The 15,814-nt window shown below is 61.9% G+C and carries 17 protein-coding genes; 7 read left to right on the top strand and 10 right to left on the bottom strand.

Going from position 1 to position 15,814, the window contains the following annotated elements; all coding sequences use genetic code 11:
* Both PHS32_RS12365 and PHS32_RS12360 read right to left on the bottom strand, forming a co-directional pair.
* The gene (locus tag PHS32_RS12365) at positions 1–1,152 is read right to left on the bottom strand and encodes an acyl-CoA dehydrogenase family protein (RefSeq protein WP_301079290.1); all 1,152 of its coding nucleotides are present in this window, start codon (positions 1,150–1,152) and stop codon (positions 1–3) included.
* Positions 1,153–1,344: 192 nt separating this feature from the next.
* Complete coding sequence (locus PHS32_RS12360) at positions 1,345–2,955, bottom strand: carboxyl transferase domain-containing protein (RefSeq protein WP_301079288.1); 1,611 nt, start codon at positions 2,953–2,955, stop codon at positions 1,345–1,347.
* Between the two features lie 165 nt (positions 2,956–3,120).
* Here PHS32_RS12360 and PHS32_RS12355 point away from each other — a divergent pair, with 165 nt between their 5' ends.
* Together PHS32_RS12355 and PHS32_RS12350 are read left to right on the top strand one after the other, a co-directional pair.
* Positions 3,121–3,417, top strand: a complete 297-nt coding sequence (locus PHS32_RS12355) for an SCP2 sterol-binding domain-containing protein (protein WP_301079286.1) — start codon at positions 3,121–3,123, stop codon at positions 3,415–3,417.
* 21 nt (positions 3,418–3,438) lie between these two features.
* Positions 3,439–3,960 carry a MerR family DNA-binding transcriptional regulator gene (locus PHS32_RS12350; protein WP_301079285.1) on the top strand — a complete coding sequence of 174 codons (522 nt, stop codon included), beginning with the start codon at positions 3,439–3,441 and terminating at the stop codon, positions 3,958–3,960.
* Between the two features lie 23 nt (positions 3,961–3,983).
* Here PHS32_RS12350 and PHS32_RS12345 read toward each other — a convergent pair whose 3' ends face one another.
* From PHS32_RS12345 to PHS32_RS12320, 6 genes are all read right to left on the bottom strand, one after another.
* Positions 3,984–4,649 (bottom strand): hypothetical protein, encoded by a 666-nt coding sequence (locus tag PHS32_RS12345; RefSeq protein WP_301079284.1) that lies wholly within the window; start codon positions 4,647–4,649, stop codon positions 3,984–3,986.
* A 113-nt stretch (positions 4,650–4,762) separates the two neighbouring features.
* Positions 4,763–5,953, bottom strand: coding sequence for a radical SAM family heme chaperone HemW (hemW, locus tag PHS32_RS12340; RefSeq protein WP_301079283.1), 1,191 nt, complete (start codon positions 5,951–5,953; stop codon positions 4,763–4,765).
* 94 nt (positions 5,954–6,047) lie between these two features.
* Positions 6,048–6,650 carry an RdgB/HAM1 family non-canonical purine NTP pyrophosphatase gene (gene rdgB / locus PHS32_RS12335; protein WP_301079282.1) on the bottom strand — a complete coding sequence of 201 codons (603 nt, stop codon included), beginning with the start codon at positions 6,648–6,650 and terminating at the stop codon, positions 6,048–6,050.
* On the bottom strand, positions 6,647–7,384 hold the full coding sequence (rph, locus tag PHS32_RS12330) for a ribonuclease PH (RefSeq protein WP_301079281.1): 738 nt from the start codon (positions 7,382–7,384) through the stop codon (positions 6,647–6,649). Before rph ends, rdgB begins: the two co-directional genes overlap by 4 nt.
* A gap of 13 nt (positions 7,385–7,397) precedes the next feature.
* The gene (locus tag PHS32_RS12325; protein WP_301079280.1) at positions 7,398–8,312 is read right to left on the bottom strand and encodes a protein phosphatase 2C domain-containing protein; all 915 of its coding nucleotides are present in this window, start codon (positions 8,310–8,312) and stop codon (positions 7,398–7,400) included.
* On the bottom strand, positions 8,309–9,316 hold the full coding sequence (locus PHS32_RS12320) for a serine/threonine-protein kinase (protein ID WP_301079279.1): 1,008 nt from the start codon (positions 9,314–9,316) through the stop codon (positions 8,309–8,311). Before PHS32_RS12320 ends, PHS32_RS12325 begins: the two co-directional genes overlap by 4 nt.
* A 76-nt stretch (positions 9,317–9,392) precedes the next feature.
* Here PHS32_RS12320 and PHS32_RS12315 point away from each other — a divergent pair, with 76 nt between their 5' ends.
* The 4 genes from PHS32_RS12315 (at position 9,393) to PHS32_RS12300 (ending at position 13,570) form a co-directional block, all read left to right on the top strand.
* Positions 9,393–10,310: a YicC/YloC family endoribonuclease gene (locus PHS32_RS12315; protein WP_301079278.1), complete on the top strand. Its 918-nt coding sequence runs from the start codon at positions 9,393–9,395 to the stop codon at positions 10,308–10,310.
* A 39-nt stretch (positions 10,311–10,349) separates the two neighbouring features.
* On the top strand, positions 10,350–10,970 hold the full coding sequence (gmk, locus tag PHS32_RS12310) for a guanylate kinase (protein WP_301079276.1): 621 nt from the start codon (positions 10,350–10,352) through the stop codon (positions 10,968–10,970).
* Between the two features lie 29 nt (positions 10,971–10,999).
* Positions 11,000–11,203 carry a DNA-directed RNA polymerase subunit omega gene (gene rpoZ, locus PHS32_RS12305; protein ID WP_301079275.1) on the top strand — a complete coding sequence of 68 codons (204 nt, stop codon included), beginning with the start codon at positions 11,000–11,002 and terminating at the stop codon, positions 11,201–11,203.
* A gap of 204 nt (positions 11,204–11,407) precedes the next feature.
* Positions 11,408–13,570 (top strand): bifunctional (p)ppGpp synthetase/guanosine-3',5'-bis(diphosphate) 3'-pyrophosphohydrolase, encoded by a 2,163-nt coding sequence (locus PHS32_RS12300; RefSeq protein ID WP_301079354.1) that lies wholly within the window; start codon positions 11,408–11,410, stop codon positions 13,568–13,570.
* Between the two features lies 1 nt (position 13,571).
* On the opposite strand, the gene greB is transcribed toward PHS32_RS12300, so the two are convergent.
* Entirely contained in the window at positions 13,572–14,132 is a 561-nt protein-coding gene (gene greB, locus PHS32_RS12295) for a transcription elongation factor GreB (RefSeq protein WP_301079274.1), read from the bottom strand.
* Positions 14,133–14,330: 198 nt separating this feature from the next.
* Here greB and PHS32_RS12290 point away from each other — a divergent pair, with 198 nt between their 5' ends.
* Positions 14,331–15,266 carry a DMT family transporter gene (locus PHS32_RS12290; RefSeq protein WP_301079273.1) on the top strand — a complete coding sequence of 312 codons (936 nt, stop codon included), beginning with the start codon at positions 14,331–14,333 and terminating at the stop codon, positions 15,264–15,266.
* 40 nt (positions 15,267–15,306) lie between these two features.
* Here the strand turns inward: PHS32_RS12290 and PHS32_RS12285 are convergent.
* Positions 15,307–15,814, bottom strand: a 508-nt coding sequence (locus PHS32_RS12285) for an MFS transporter (RefSeq protein ID WP_301079272.1), incomplete at its 5' end; no start/stop codon positions are given.

Raw genomic sequence — 15,814 nt, 5'->3', positions numbered from 1 at the left:
TCAAGCCTTGCCGGGCAAGGTGCCCTCAAGCTTACAGATGATGCCCAGCATGATTTCGTCGGCACCGCCGCCGATTGAAATCAGGCGGCTGTCGCGGTAGGCCTGGGAAATCGGGTTATCCCAGGTAAAGCCCATGCCGCCCCAGTACTGCAGGCAACTGTCTGCCACCTCGCGGCTCAGGCGGCCGGCCTTGAGCTTGGCCATGGAGGCCAGTTTGGTGACGTCCTTGCCGGAGATATAGGACTCCACCGCGCGGTAGGTCAGGGCGCGCAGGGCTTCGACCTCGGTGCGCAGTTCGGCCAGCCGGAAGTGCACCACCTGGTTGTGCAGAATCGGTTTGCCGAAGGTCTGACGCTGGCGCGTGTAGTCAATGGTCTGATCGATCAGGCGGTCCAGCGAGCGCAGGCAACCGGCCGCGCCGTACAGCCGTTCTTCCTGGAACTGCAGCATCTGGAACATGAAGCCCATGCCCTCTTGCCCGATCAGGTTGCGCCGGGGCACCCGGACATCGTCAAAAAACAGTTGCGCCGTGTCGGAGGAGTCCATGCCGATCTTGTGGATCTTCTGCCGCGTGACGCCCGGGCTGTCGAGCCGCACGATGATCAGCGACTTGTTCTTGTGCACCGAGCCCTCGGAAGTATTGGCCAGCAGGCAACACCAGTCGGCCTGCATGCCGTTGGTGATCCACATCTTGGAGCCGTTGATGATGTAGTCGTCGCCGTCCTTGCGCGCCGTGGTTTTCAGCGCCGCCACGTCGGAGCCGCCGCCGGTCTCGCTGACGCCGATGCAGCCGACCATGTCGCCGGCGATGCTGGGGGCCAGGAATTCGCGCTTGAGTTCATCGGAACCAAAGCGCGCCAGTGCCGGCGTGCACATGTCGGTCTGCACGCCAATGGCCATCGGCACGCCGCCGGCGTTGCACTCACCGAGCGCTTCGGCCATCACCATGGAGTAGCTGAAGTCCAGCCCCATGCCGCCGTATTCGACCGGGTACTTGATGCCCAGCAGGCCCAGATCGCCCAGCTTCTTGAACACGGCGTGCGCCGGGAATTCGTTGGCGGCTTCCCACTGGGCAATGTGGGGGTTGATCTCCTTGGCGACAAACTTGCGCACGGTGTCGGCAATCTGTTCGTGTTCCGGGGTGAATTTCATAAGGGCCTTTCAGGTGAATGTCCGAATCGATTTCTGCATGCAGGGGTTTGATGGTCGTTGCGAGCCCGCAGGCCGTGCAAGCGAAGTTCCGACTTGTCATGCCGGACTCCGATCCGGCATCCACTGCCACGTGGACCCTGGATTGCGGATCAAGTCCGCAATGACAAATCCTGGTTGCATGACCCATTTCATCTACAAGCGCGCCACACCAAAGGTATTGGGGTGCAAGCTGCGGCCCTGCGCTTCTTCCGCCAAGGCCAGACAGAGCCCCAGCAGACGCCGCGTATCGCGCGGGTCGATGATGCCGTCGTCCCACAAGCGGGCGGTGCCAAAGAGAGCCGCGGACTCCTTGTCCAGCCGCAGGCGCAGGCCGTCGGACATGGCTTTCAGGGCTTCCTCGTTGGCCGCCATGCCGCTGCGCTCGATCTTGGCCCGATTCACAATGTCCATCACCTTGGCGGCCTGCGCACCGCCCATCACGGCGGTACGCGCGGTGGGCCAGGAAAAAATGAAACGCGGGTCGAAACCGCGGCCGCACATGCCGTAATTGCCGGCACCGTAAGAGCCACCCAACACCACGGTGAACTTGGGCACCCGGGCATTGGCCACCGCCTGGATCATCTTGGAGCCGTGTTTGATGGCACCGCTGCGCTCGGCCACCGAGCCCACCATGTAGCCGGTCGTGTTCTGCAAGAAGATCAGGGGAGTGCCGCTTTGGTCGCACAACTGGATGAACTGTCCGGCCTTGGTGGAACCGGTCGGTTGAATCGGGCCGTTGTTGCCCAGAATACCCACCAGCCGGCCTTGCAGGCGGGCGTGGCCGCACATCATCTCGCCGGCGTACTCGGCCTTGAACTCCAGAAAGTCGGAGCCATCCACCAGGCGCGCAATCACTTCGCGCACGTCGTAGGGTTCGCGCTCGTCGGCCGGCACCAGACCCAGCAATTCCTGCTCGTCGAACAGGGGCTCAGCAAAACTTTTCTCACCCGGGGCCAGATCCCAGCGCAGCTTGTCCATCACTTCGCGCGCCATCCCGATAGCGTGCGCATCGTCCTCGCACAGATACTCGCCCAGGCCGGTCACCCGGGCATGGGTCTCGGCGCCGCCGATCTCGTCTTCCGTGCAATCCTCGCCAATGGCGGCCTTCACCAGGGGCGGGCCGGCCAGGAAGATGTTGGAGCGCCCGCGCACCAGAATCACATAGTCCGACAGCCCCGGCAGGTAGGCGCCGCCGGCGGTCGACGAGCCGTGCACCACCGCGATTTGCGGCAGACCGGCGGCCGACATGCGCGCCTGGTTGGCAAAGCTGCGCCCGCCCTCGATGAAAATTTCGCTCTGGTACATCAGATTCGCGCCGCCGCTTTCCACCAGGTAGATCACGGGCAAGCTGTTCTCGCGCGCAATCTCCTGTGCCCGCAAGGCTTTGCGCAAGCCCATGGGCGCCACCGTGCCGCCCTTGACCGCACTGTCGCTGGCGGAAATCAGGCAGCGCTTGCCGGCCACCACGCCAATGCCGACGATGGAGCCACCCCCCAGCACCGCTTTCTTGCCATCGTCATCGTGCATGTTGAGCCCGGCCAGGCGGCTGAGTTCAAGGAACGGGGAGCCGCGGTCCAGCAAGCGGGCCACGCGTTCGCGCGGCAGCAACTGTCCGCGCGCCTCGAACTTGCCGCGTTTCGATTCGGACTCGGCAATCACCATTTGCTCCAGGCGCTGGACCTGCGCCAGCAGCTCAAGCATGCGCCGCGCGTTGGCCTCGAACGCATCGGATTTGACCTTGATTCTGGAACGGATAACGGGCATTGAAGGGGGTCCTGTTGATTGCTCCGGATTAGACATTAAGGTGACGTTAACGTCAATTGCATTTCGTATAGGTATTTCCCCTATGCTGCACGTCATGCAGCCCTGATACGATGCGCCGGCAGTCGACAATTCACCACCTGAAACCCTCTTTTTACAAGGAACACCATGAACCTCGAAGCTTGCACCGAAGCCATCCGCAACAAAGTCGGTAGCGACAGCGGACTGGGCGCCACCCTCAAGTTTGACTGCGACGCCGATGGCGTGATTTACATCGACGGAAAATCCACGCCCAACACGGTCAGCAACAATACCGGTGATGCCGATTGCACGGTGGGCATCACGCTGGAAAACCTGAACGCCATGCTGAGCGGCGAGCTGGAACCCGCCACCGGCTTCATGATGGGAAAACTCAAGGTGACCGGCGACATGAGCGTCGCCATGCGGCTGCAGCGCGTCATCTGATTGCCACGCCAGGTAGCGGGCGTGGCATCAAGCAATTCTCCAGCCAGGGCGCGGCCGGCGCGTGCCAAACGGGTCGCCACAAGCCGTGCGACGCATAGCGGCGACGCGCAGGCGGTGGTCGACGCGCACCGCGACCAGGGCACCTCGGAGCTGTTTGGCATCACGCAATTGTGCGAGGAGTTCGGCATCACGCTGCGTGCCCTGCGTTTTTATGAAGACAAGGGTTTGCTGGCGCCGCGCCGGGTCAATGGCGCGCGGGTCTACACGCGACGCGACCGGGCCCGGCTGGTCCTGATTCTGCGGGCCAAGGATATCGGTTCCCCACTGTCAGAAATCAAACGCTATCTTGACTTGTACGGCGACCATGGCGAGGGTCGCGCCGAGCAGTTGAAGTACGTCATAACCCGCACCGACACGGCGATCCAGGAACTGGAGCAAAAGCGGGCTCAAATTGACGAAACGCTGGCCGAGCTGCGCGTCATCAACGCCAGTTGCCGCGGGCATCTGGAAGCCCGTCGTCGCGCCACCAAACCTGCGGCCTGAAGCACTCGCCAGGGAGTGGCGCATCAACGCCAGTGATGACGGCCCCCGTGACCCCTCCAGTAGCCACCCCAGTAACCCAGACCAAGCCCGATGGCGATGGCCGGATAGAAGGGTTGATAGTAGTAGCGGGGGTAGTCCCCTTGCACCACTATCACCGGGGGCGTCTGGATGTATTCCGGTGCCACATAAGCCGTGCTGGGCGCCGGTGCTTCGGGCGGCGCACTCATGCCCACCGGCGAGATCTGCAGGCGCACCGTGGGGCCCGGGTCGTTGGGCATTTGCACGCTGTATTGCTTGCCGGCAAATTCGTAAACCACGTTGTAGGCGAGCGGGCGGGTTTCGTAAAACGTCTGCATGCTGCAGCGCTGCACGTTTTGACTCTGTGCCGGGGACGCACCCTCGACCTTGTCGCCAACGATGGCACCACCCATGATTCCCAGTACGGTCGCGGCGGCCTGGCCGGCACCGGCCCCAATGGCATTGCCGATGGCACCACCCGCGATCGCTCCGACCACGGCGCCGGCACCGGATTTGGGCTGCTGCACCACCACTTGTTCGGTGCCACACACCTGGCGTGGAACGGCCACCTGCCCCACCACCGGCGTCGCGGAAATCACACGCCCCGTGTCCTGCGCCCAAACCAGTCCGCCCGACATCATCGCAACCGACAAAAGAAGAATTTTTTTCATGCTGACTACCCTCCAACGCAAACTCTTGATTTTTCCTTTTTACGACCAAATGGTTTCAAATTCAATAGACCAATGGTAAAGATGGAAAAATTGTGTAGTGCCGCTTACCCCACTCAATGGGGTGGCAAAAACAGGGACTGCAAGTCATTCAAAAAATCAAAGCCGCGCACGCTCGGTCTGACGCTGACCAGATCCCGTTCAATCAAGCCCTTAGCCTCGGCCTCGGCCAGACCTTTTTCGATGGCTGTGAGGGGTAAACCGGTACGCTCGGAAAACTGCGGCAAGGCAAAACCGTCTTTCAAACGCAGTGCATTGAGCATGAACTCGAACGGCAAATCAGCCCGGCTGACCTCGGTCTCCTGCGCCAGACAATCCCCGGCAAGAGATTTTTCCATGTAAAGACCGGGCTCGCGAAAACGAACCTGGCGCAGCACCCGATGGGCAAAGCTGAGTTTGCTGTGGGCGCCAGCACCGATGCCCAGGTAGTCACCAAACTGCCAGTAGTTGAGGTTGTGGACGCAGCGCTGACCCGGGGCCGCATAGGCCGACACTTCGTAGCGTTGCAGTCCGGCCTGCCCGGTCATGTCGGTGATCAGGTCCAGCATCTCGTAAGCCGTGTCCTGCTCCGGAATCTGGGGTGGAAACCTGGCGAAATAGGTGTTGGGCTCTATCGTCAGGTGGTAAATCGAAATATGCGGTGGCGCCAGTGCCAGCGCGGTGGCCATGTCCTGTTTCAGGTCGGCCAGGGTCTGGCCCGGCAACGCGTACATGATGTCCAGGTTGAAGGTGGCGAAGGCCTGCGCCGCTTCTTCCACCGCCGCAATCGCCTGCGTCCGGTCATGGACCCGACCCAGGGTCTGCAGGAACTCATCGTTGAAACTTTGCACACCGATCGACAGACGGGTCACGCCGGCCGCGCGGAAGGCCTTGAACCGGTCCTTCTCGAAGGTACCCGGATTGGCCTCCAGCGTGATCTCGCAGCCCGGCTCCAGCGGCAGGCGGGCTCGAACGCTGCCCAGCAGCCGGTCAATCCCCTCGGGCGAAAACAGGCTGGGCGTGCCACCGCCCAGAAAGATGCTGTGCACCGTGCGGCCCCAGACCAGCGGCAGCGCCGCCTCCAGATCGGCCATCAGCGCCTCGATATAGCGCTGCTCAGGCAGCTCGCCGACGCGCATGGCATGCGAGTTGAAATCGCAGTAAGGGCATTTTTTCAGACACCAGGGCAAGTGGATGTAGAGCGACAGCGGCGGCAAGACCGTCAGTTGCAGCGTGCCGGGACGCAGGTAGTGCTGGGGGTCGTTCATATCCAGAAACACCGTGGAACCGGCTTTGCCGGGCCACCGGTGTTGCCCCTTGAGGGGGAGGCGGCTACACGAAGTGAGCCCGCAACGGGGTGGGTCATGCCAGCCAGCGTTCGCGTATCAATTCCACCATGGCGCGCACCGCCCGCCCCCGATGGCTGTTGGCGTTCTTGACCTCCAGCGGCAACTGGGCAAAAGTCTTGCCGAACTGGGGGATGTACATCACCGGGTCGAAACCGAAGCCGTTGCTGCCGACCGGCTCGCGGGCGATCTCGCCGACCACGCGACCCACCGCAATCAGCGGTTCGGGGTCTTGCGCCGAGCGCAGCGCCACCAGCGTGCTGACCATGGCGGCCCGGCGATCGGTCTGATCCCGCATTTGTTCCAGCAGGGCGCGCACATTGTTGGCGTCGCCTTTTTCATAGCCGAACCGGGTCGCGTAGTAAGCGGTGTCCACACCGGGCAAACCACCAAACACATCGACGCACAAACCGGCATCGTCGGCCAGCGCCGGCAAGCCGCTGAGCGCGGCGGCATGGCGCGCCTTGGCCAGCGCGTTTTCGACAAAAGTGTGAAACGGCTCGGCCGCCTCGGCGATGCCCAGCTCGGATTGCGTCACCAGTTCCAGCCCCAGAGGCGCCAGCATGGCGCGCAGTTCCAGCAACTTGCCCTGGTTGTTGGAAGCCAGCACAACCTTCATGAAGCAGCGCCCAGCAGGGAATGTTTTTGCAGCGCCACCAGATCGCTGATGCCTTGTTCGGCCAGCGCCAGCAAGACATCCATTTCCTGGCGTGAAAATGCCGCGCCCTCGGCGGTGCCCTGCACTTCAACAAAATGGCCGGCACCCGTCATCACCACGTTCATGTCGGTGTCGCAGGTCGAATCTTCGATGTACTCCAGGTCCAGCAGCGGCGTGCCTTGCAGCATGCCGACCGAGATCGCCGCGACGTGGTCGCGAATGGGGGACTGCGTCAGCTTGCCTTGGGCCAGCAGTTTCGCCACGGCGTCTTGCGCCGCCACAAACGCACCGGTGATGGCCGCGGTACGGGTCCCGCCGTCAGCCTGCAGCACATCGCAGTCCAGGTGAATGGTGCGCTCGCCCAGCTTGGCCAGGTCAAACACGGCGCGCATGGAGCGGCCGATGAGACGTTGAATCTCCTGCGTTCGTCCGCTCTGTTTGCCGCGCGCCGCCTCGCGCTCGCTGCGGGTGTGCGTGGCACGCGGCAGCATGCCGTATTCGGCCGTCACCCAGCCCTCGCCGCTGCCCTTCTTGTGCCCGGGAACTTTTTCCTCGACAGAGGCCGTGCACAACACTTTGGTGGCGCCAAATTCGATCAGGACCGAACCCTCGGCGTGAATCGTGTAGCTGCGCGTGATGCGCACCGGACGAAGCTGGTTGGCGGCCCGCGCGCCGCTTCTGACAAACTGGCTCATGGGGCAATCTCCATCAGATCTTTTTAGCGGCGGCGCGACGGATCACGTCGTTGATTTCCGCGATCGAGCGCTCGATGGCGGCGTCGTCCAGATCTTCCAGGCTCGGTTCCAGGTGACCGCTCTGCACGGTGGAGGCAAAAACACCGCCGCTGGCGGAGTCGGTCGCAAGGCTTCCGCGCGTCGATTCGAAGCCGTCCGGAGTCTCCCACTCCAGCGCGATGACCGTCACGTTGTCGCTGCTGTGACCGGCTTTGCGAAGCGCGTTCTCAACCAGATCCGGAACCGCCTCACTGACCGGCTTATGGCTCAAGCGGTAGGTAATGTCAGCGTCGCTCAAACTGGCCCAAAGGCCATCCGAGCACAGCATCATGCGGTCGCCCTGCTGTAGCGCAAGAGGCCCGCCAACTTCAAACACCGGCTTGGTCGGTGAACCCAGGCAGGTGAACAGGATATTGCGGTTGATACGGTCGCGCGACTTGGCACCGGCCGCGCCCGCCTGCAGTTGCTCGGTAAAAGAATGATCCCGCGTGCGCGCCAGCAATTCGCCCTGGCGCACCAGGTAGAGTCTGGAGTCGCCGCAATGAATCCAGGTCACCGAGCCGGCCTGCACGATGGCCGCCACAATGGTGGTCCGGGGCGAGTCCGACATCCCTTTTTCAATCGCATAGCGGAGAATCTGGTGGTGCGCGGCCAGCAAGGCCTTGCGTAAAAACGCCGTCACATCGGGCAACTCCGGTTGCGCCTCTTTCTGGAACATCACCGAGATAAGCTGCAAGGCCAACTGGGCCGCCACCTCGCCCTGCGGGTGCCCCCCCATGCCATCGGCCAGCAGAAAAATCCCCGCACCACGGGTGTAGCAATAGCCCATCCGGTCTTCGTTGACTTCCCGCCCGCCTTTGCGGCTTACCTGAAAAACGGAGAACTTCATTTAAGTTTGCCACTGACGGCGGTCACTTTTTGAACGTTCTTTTTGGTATCCGACACCATCGTGTCAAACTGGAGGCGAACCTTTTCACCCACGCTCAACTTGGTGTATTGCCGCTCGCCTTCCCGGCTCAACTCTTTTTGCAGCGCGAACACCGATTGCGGGCGCGACAGGGGATCGAGCGACATGCACCACTCCACCACCTCTATCAGGTTGTCCGAGTAGACGCCACGCAAGCGCGTCAGGGCGATGGCGATGCGGTCTTTTTCAAGGCGTTGCGGCGCCTCATTGGGCGGATAGCCTTGCATGCAGGCGTAAATACAGGCTCCGATCGCGTAGATGTCGGTCCAGGGCCCCATGGAGGCGTCGCGCCGGTACATTTCCGGGGCGGCAAAACCAGGCGTGTACATGGGGCGGATGAAATTGCCCTCTTTGCTCAGCACTTCACGCGCGGCGCCGAAGTCGATCAGCACGGCCTTGTTGTCATCGGTGATGAAAATATTGGCCGGCTTGATGTCCAGGTGCAGCATCTTGTGCTGGTGAACAATTCTCAAACCCCGCAGGATCTCGTCGAAGAGCGAGCGAATGGTCGATTCCCGGAACACCTTGGGCTGTTTCAGATCGCGCGCGGTAATGATGAAATCCTGCAGGGACGCGCCCTCCAGGTAGTTCATCACCATGTAAACCGTCTCGTTTTCCCGGAAGAAGTTCATCACACTGACCACTGACGGGTGTGAAATCTGCGCCAGCGAGCGCCCCTCTTCAAAGAAACTCTTCAGGCCGAGCCGATACAGGGACAGCTTTTCGGGCGGCACCTCCGGCAGCAAGGCACCGGGCATGCGCGTCGCCAGGGAAGACGGCAAGTACTCCTTGATGGCCACCTGCTGGCCGCCCGTATCGACGGCCAGGTAGACCACGCCAAAACCACCGGCAGCGACTTTCCGGACAATCCGGTAACCGCCTATCATGGTATCCGGGGGTAGGGGTGCAGGTTTAACCTTTGCCATAATTTTGCGCGAACCGGCGGCGGTTCCACCTGAATAGAGTTATTCTCAAGCCCATCCCATTGATCAGAAAGTCGAGATGCCAGTTTACAGCATGACTGGCTATGCCAGTGCCCAGCACAGCACAGCCCACACCAGTTCCGAGGTCGAATCCAAAAATGCCACACCCAGCCGTCTCGGTCTGGAAATCCGGTCCGTCAACAGCCGTTTCCTGGACTTGGCATTTCGCTTGCCGGAGGAACTCCGGCAGTACGAGCCGGCCTTGCGCGAACTCCTGGTCGGCCGCATCAAGCGCGGCAAGGTGGAACTGCGCGCCGCCATTGAGTCGGAATCGCAGAGCAGCGTGCCGGATCCCAGTCCGCGGCTGCTGCAACGCCTCAACGCGGTGCAGGACAGCGTCAAGGCCTGGCTGCCCGAGGCCAGGCCCTTGAGCGTGGCGGACGTGGTGCGACTTTGCGCCAGTGAACAACTCCCGGCGCGGGACTGGCGCCAGGATGTTCTGGCCCTGGCCGAGCGGACGCTGGCCGAATTGCTGCTGGCGCGTCAGCGCGAGGGCGAGCGGCTGGCGGCCGTGATGCTGGAACAGATCGGACAGCTGCGCACGCTGACCGAGCAGGCCAAACCCCTGGTGCCGCAACTGGTAGCGCAGCAACGCCAGCGTTTCATGGATCGCTGGACCGAGGCCATGGCCTTGACCGACGGCGCCGCCTTGCCGGAAGCAGCCCAGGACCGGGCCCTGGCGGAAGCGACGGCGTTTGCCATCCGGATTGACGTCGCCGAGGAAATCACCCGCCTCGGCTCGCACCTTGACGAGATTGAGCGGCTCATCAGGAAGGGCGGCGAAATAGGCAAGCGGCTCGATTTCTTGATTCAGGAGTTGCACCGGGAAGCCAACACCCTGGGTTCAAAATCGGCGGCACTGGAATTGACCCACATTTCGGTGGACATGAAAGTTCTGGTCGAGCAAATGCGCGAGCAGGTGCAAAACATAGAATAGCGCCAGCCCCTCCACCCTCATCCAAATACGGCCGCCCTCATGGACTACCCGGGAAATCTGTTTGTCGTCGCGGCCCCCAGCGGGGCCGGAAAATCCAGCCTGGTCAGGGCCTTGCTGGAACTTGACTCGCGCGTGCAACCCTCGGTCTCGCACACCACCCGGGCGCCCCGGGGCCAGGAAAAACACGGACGCGAGTATTTCTTTGTGTCCGAGCAAGAATTCGACGCCATGGTGCAAGGCGACGCTTTTGTGGAATGGGCTTTTGTCCACCAGCACCGCTACGGCACTTCCAAAAGAGCGATCGAGGAGCGCATGGCGCAAGGTGCCGATGTGATTCTGGAAATTGATTTCCAGGGAGCGCTCCAGATCAAGAAGATCTTCACCAACGCGGTCAGCATCTTCATCCTGCCACCGAGCTGGGAAGAGTTGCGCGCGCGGCTGGAGCGGCGCGGCGAAGACTCGGCGGAGGTGATCGAATTGCGCCTTCACAACGCCGCCGTCGAGGTAGCCCAGGTCCACTATTTCGACTTCGTTATAATCAACGAGTTGTTTGACCGAGCGCTTTTTGACCTTAAGGCAATCGTTCACTCCCAGCGGCTCAAGTTTTCGGCGCAACGTCGCGCCAGAGCTGAAACGTTCAAAGCATTGCACATTCCCTAGTGCAATTCCCTGCTCTTTCGGAGAATTTCATGGCCCGTATTACCGTCGAAGACTGCCTGTTGCAGATTCCCAATCGTTTTCAGTTGGTGTTGGCTGCAACCTACCGCGCACGCATGCTGAGCCAGGGCCATACGCCCAAGGTGACCAGCAAGAACAAGCCCGCCGTCACCGCGCTGCGCGAGATCGCAGCCGGAAAGATCGGCTTGGAGATGCTGAAGAAAGTGCCTCTTTGACAGCTTCCCGCAGGCACGAAAAGCACCGTCCGCGGTGCTTTTTTATTGGCGCCCCGCAAATGGCCGCTTGCGCGCTATATTCGGGGGGTGGGCACAGCAAGCAATACCTCTTCCAGCAAGACGCCGGCCGCCGGCACGGGTAGCCACGCCGCAACGCCTTCCAGTCCCGCGGTAGCCAACGCAACCGCCGCCAGTTTCGCCAGCCTGACCGCCAAGCTGGACTATCTGTCGCCCCCCGATCTGGAGCAGGTGCGCCAGGCTTACCGGCTGGCCGACCAGGCTCATCTGGGCCAGATCCGCAACAGCGGAGAACCCTACATCACGCACCCGATTGCCGTCGCGGTCCAATGCGCCGACTGGAAGCTCGATGCCCAGGCGCTGATGGCAGCGCTGCTGCACGATGCCCTGGAAGACTCGGGGGTGACAAAAATCGAGTTGCTCCAGCGCTTTGGCTCGCCAGTGGCCGAACTGGTCGACGGCTTGACCAAGCTCGACAAGCTGCACTTCAATACCCGCGAAGAAAACCAGGCCGAATCGTTTCGCAAAATGCTGCTGGCGATGGCGCGGGACGTGCGCGTGATCCTGATCAAGTTGGCTGACAGAACCCACAATATGCGCACGCTGTCGGATGCGCCGCGTGAAAAGTGGACGCGCATTGCCAGCGAGACGCTGGACATCTACGCTCCGATCGCGCACCGCCTGGGCCTGAACCAGACCTACCGCGAACTGCAGAACCTGGCTTTTCGTCATCTGCGGCCCTGGCGCTACACCATCTTGCACAAGGCCGTGACAAAAGCGCGCAGCCGGCGCAAGGACTTGATTCAAAAAGTGCAGCAGGAAGTGGACACGGCATTCGCCAACAATGGCATGGATGTCAAGATCGTGGGACGGGAAAAAACCCTCTATTCGATCTACCGAAAGATGGTTGAAAAACACCTCAGCTTTGCCCGCGTGACCGATATCTACGGTTTTCGGGTGCTGGTGCCGACCGTGCTTGACTGCTACACGGCGCTGGGCATCCTGCACCAGCTCTACAAACCGGTGCCAGGCAAATTCAAGGACCATATCGCGATTGCCAAACTCAACGGCTACCAGTCGCTGCACACCACGCTGGTCGGCCCTTCGGGGATCAATGTGGAATTCCAGATACGCACCGAAGCCATGCACCTGGTGGCCGAGTCCGGTGTTGCCGCGCACTGGTTGTACAAGGTCAACAACCCGCAAGGGACGGTCACGGGCGACTGGCTGGGCTCCAAATGGTTGCAGTCGCTGCTGGACATCGAAGATGAAACGCGGGACGCCGCCGAGTTTTGGGAGCACGTCAAAGTCGACCTGTTCCCGGACGCGGTCTACGTTTTTACGCCCAAAAGCAGAATCATGGCCTTGCCCAGAGGCGCCACGGTGGTCGACTTTGCCTATGCCATTCACAGCAACATCGGCGACCATACCCAGGCGGCAAAAATCAACGGCGAACAAGTCCCCTTGCGCACCGAAATCCGCAACGGCGACGTGATTGAAATCGTCACGACGGCGGAGTCCACGCCCAACCCGGCCTGGCTGAGTTTCGTGCGGACCGCACGCGCCCGTTCCAAAATTCGGCATTACCTGAAAACCCTGGCACAAACCGAGTCTGAACATCTGGGCGAACAAATGCTGGCGCAGGCGCTGCGCGCCCAGGGGATCGAAAAATTGCCGGACGAAGCCGGCATCAACAAGCCGCTGTGGGAAAAATTGCTGCGCTTTAGCGGCAACAAAACCCGCGCCGAACTGTTGACCGACATCGGCATCGGGAAACGGATTGCCAGCATCGTCGCCAAGCGCTTGCTGACCCTGCTGACCGACCGCGGCGAAAAGCCGGATGCCCTGCTGCTCACGCGTGAACGCTACGGCGCGGACGAGACGGTTTCCCAAGGCAGCGTCCTGATCGATGGCAGCGAAAACGCCTCGGTCCGCTTTGCCCCCTGCTGCCGGCCGGTCCCGGGCGACGCCATCGTCGGCTACCTGGGACGCGGCGAAGGGCTGATCGTGCATGCCGACGACTGCGCGGTTGCGCTCAAGCTCAAGCGCAAGGACAGCGAACGCTTTATCGGCGTCGAATGGTCGGATGAACCGGTGCGGGCCTTCGAGACCGAGGTCGTGGTGACGGTCACCAACGGCAAGGGCGTGCTGGCTCGGGTGGCCACCGCGGTGGCCGCCGCCGAAGCTGACATCACGCACATCGACATGGACAACGACACCGCCCAGGAGGTCATCGATTTGCGCTTCCTGATTGCGGTACGGGATCTCAAACAGCTCGATGCCGCGATGCACAACCTGAGAAGAACGCCCTCGGTGCTGAAAGCGCAACGGGCCAAACTGATCCAGTAAATCAGTCGTGCCCGGGTGCCGGGTAGTGCACGTCAACCACCTCTATTTCCACCGTTCCGGCCGGCGTCACCAGCGGCAACCGGTCCCCGACCCGGGCTTTCAACAGAGCTCTGGCAATCGGCGACACCCAGCTGACCTGGGCTTGCGAAGTGTCCACTTCATCGATGCCCAAAATGGTAATGGTTCGCTCGGCGCCGGCCGGGTCGGCATAGGTCACCGTCGCGCCAAAAAAAATCTGCTCGCTGCCATGGTGCACGGAAGGTTCGATGACCTCCGCCATTTCAAGGCGTTGGGTGAGAAACCGGATGCGCCGGTCAATCTCGCGCAAACGCTTTTTGCCGTAGATGTAGTCGCCATTTTCCGATCGGTCGCCATTGCTGGCGGCCCAATGAACGATCTCCACCACCTTGGGACGCTCGTTATCAATCAGGTCCAGCAGTTCGGCGCGCAGGCGTGCATAACCGGACGGCGTGATGTAGTTTTTCGTGCCGGGCGTCAGCGCCGGCAGGGGCGGCTCATCGTCGTCCGCGTCGTCGAGTTCTCGGGTGAAAGCCTTGTTCATTTCAATGGGGTCGAATAACCGGCAGCAGGAAAACCTGCGGCCGGATGGCCAATAATAGACGCTTGGTCGGCAGCACTGGAATTCGAGCACCGGCGGTCGATGCGATCGGAGCCGCAAGCTGCTGCGGGCCGGCCCGTGATTTTCCAGCGGCAGCTGTTTACACTGCATGGTGATGCCTACTGACCACGGCCTGCCCTTGTGAAATCCAGAGTCGCTTTTTCGAACCTGCTGCAACGCCGAATTGCACTGGCGCACCAGCATGTCCGCCGACGCGTCATCGGGCTACCGGCCGTGTGGCGTGGCATGTTGTGGGTAGCTTTGAGCGGGCTGGCGTTTTCCTGCCTCAACACCATCGTCCGCAAGATCACCCTTTCCCTGGCTCCGTTCGAATCTCAGTTCCTGCGCTATCTGTTCGGGGTGGTGGCGATGTTGCCGCTGTTGTGGCAGCAAGGCCTGCGGGCCTATCGCCCAGTCAAGCTGAGCGGCCAGTTATGGCGTGGCGCGGTTCATACCCTGGGCCTGATGCTCTGGTTCACGGCCTTGCCCCATATCGGGCTGGCGGACATGACCGCGATCGGCTTTACCGGCCCGATTTTCATCATGGTTGGCGCCGCCTGGTTCTTGGGTGAAAAGATGCGTGGCGACCGCTGGCTCGCGGCCCTGTTCGGCTTTGCCGGCGTGCTGGTGGTGGTGGCCCCCAAATTCACGGCACAGGGCGGCTGGTATGCCTTGCTGATGCTGGCCTCGTCGCCGGTCTTTGCCGCTTCGTTCCTGCTGACAAAAACGCTCACGCGCTACGAAAAACCGGGCGTCATCGTGCTATGGCAAGCGATCTCGGTAACGGCATTGAGTCTGCCCCTGGGCCTGCTGCACTGGACCGCGCCGACGGCCTGGCAATGGTTTGGCTTTGCGGTCGCCGGGGTGTTGGGATCGCTGGGTCACTACTGCCTGACGCGCGGCTTTCGCGTCGCCGACATCTCGGCCACCCAGTCCTTGCGCTTTCTGGACCTGATCTGGGCGTCGCTGATGGGCTGGCTGGTGTTTTCCGATGTGCCCAGCCAAACCACCTTGCTGGGAGCACTGGTCATTCTCTCGTCCACGGTGTGGATTGCGCGACGCGAACACCGGCGTTGACGCTGGAAATGACCAGTCTTGATCCGCCATCATGGCGGCCTCACAGCATGCGGTCGCGCCGTGCCAGCGCCGGAAACAGGCGCAGCCAGGCCAGCGCCACCAGCACGGTACCGATGCCGCCAGCCAGCACCGAACCGACCGGACCGAACAGCGCGGCGGTGGCACCGGACTCGAATTCTCCGAGCTGATTGGAGGCCCCGATAAAGATCGAATTCACCGCCGAGACCCGGCCACGCATCTCATCCGGCGTTTCCAGTTGCACCAGGGTCAGGCGCGTCACCACACTGATGTTGTCGGCCGCGCCAGTGATCGCAAGCGCCAGCAGCGACAGGCCGAAATGCGTGGACAGTCCAAACAGCAGCGTGGCCAAACCAAACACCGCCACCGCCAGCAACAGCCGGTGACCGACGTGGCGGCGCAGCGGCCAGCGCATCAACAGCAATGACATCGCCAGCGCCCCAACCGCCGGTGCCGCGCGCAGCAAGCCCAGACCGACCGGCCCGCTGTGCAGGATGTCGCGTGCATAAATTGGCAGCAATGCCGTGGCG

It is taken from the genome of Rhodoferax sp. (genome assembly GCF_028714215.1).
Classification (GTDB): domain Bacteria; phylum Pseudomonadota; class Gammaproteobacteria; order Burkholderiales; family Burkholderiaceae_C; genus Rhodoferax.
The sequence above is the reverse complement of the archived record's forward strand: the minus strand, read 5'-3'. Positions and strand labels throughout refer to the sequence as shown.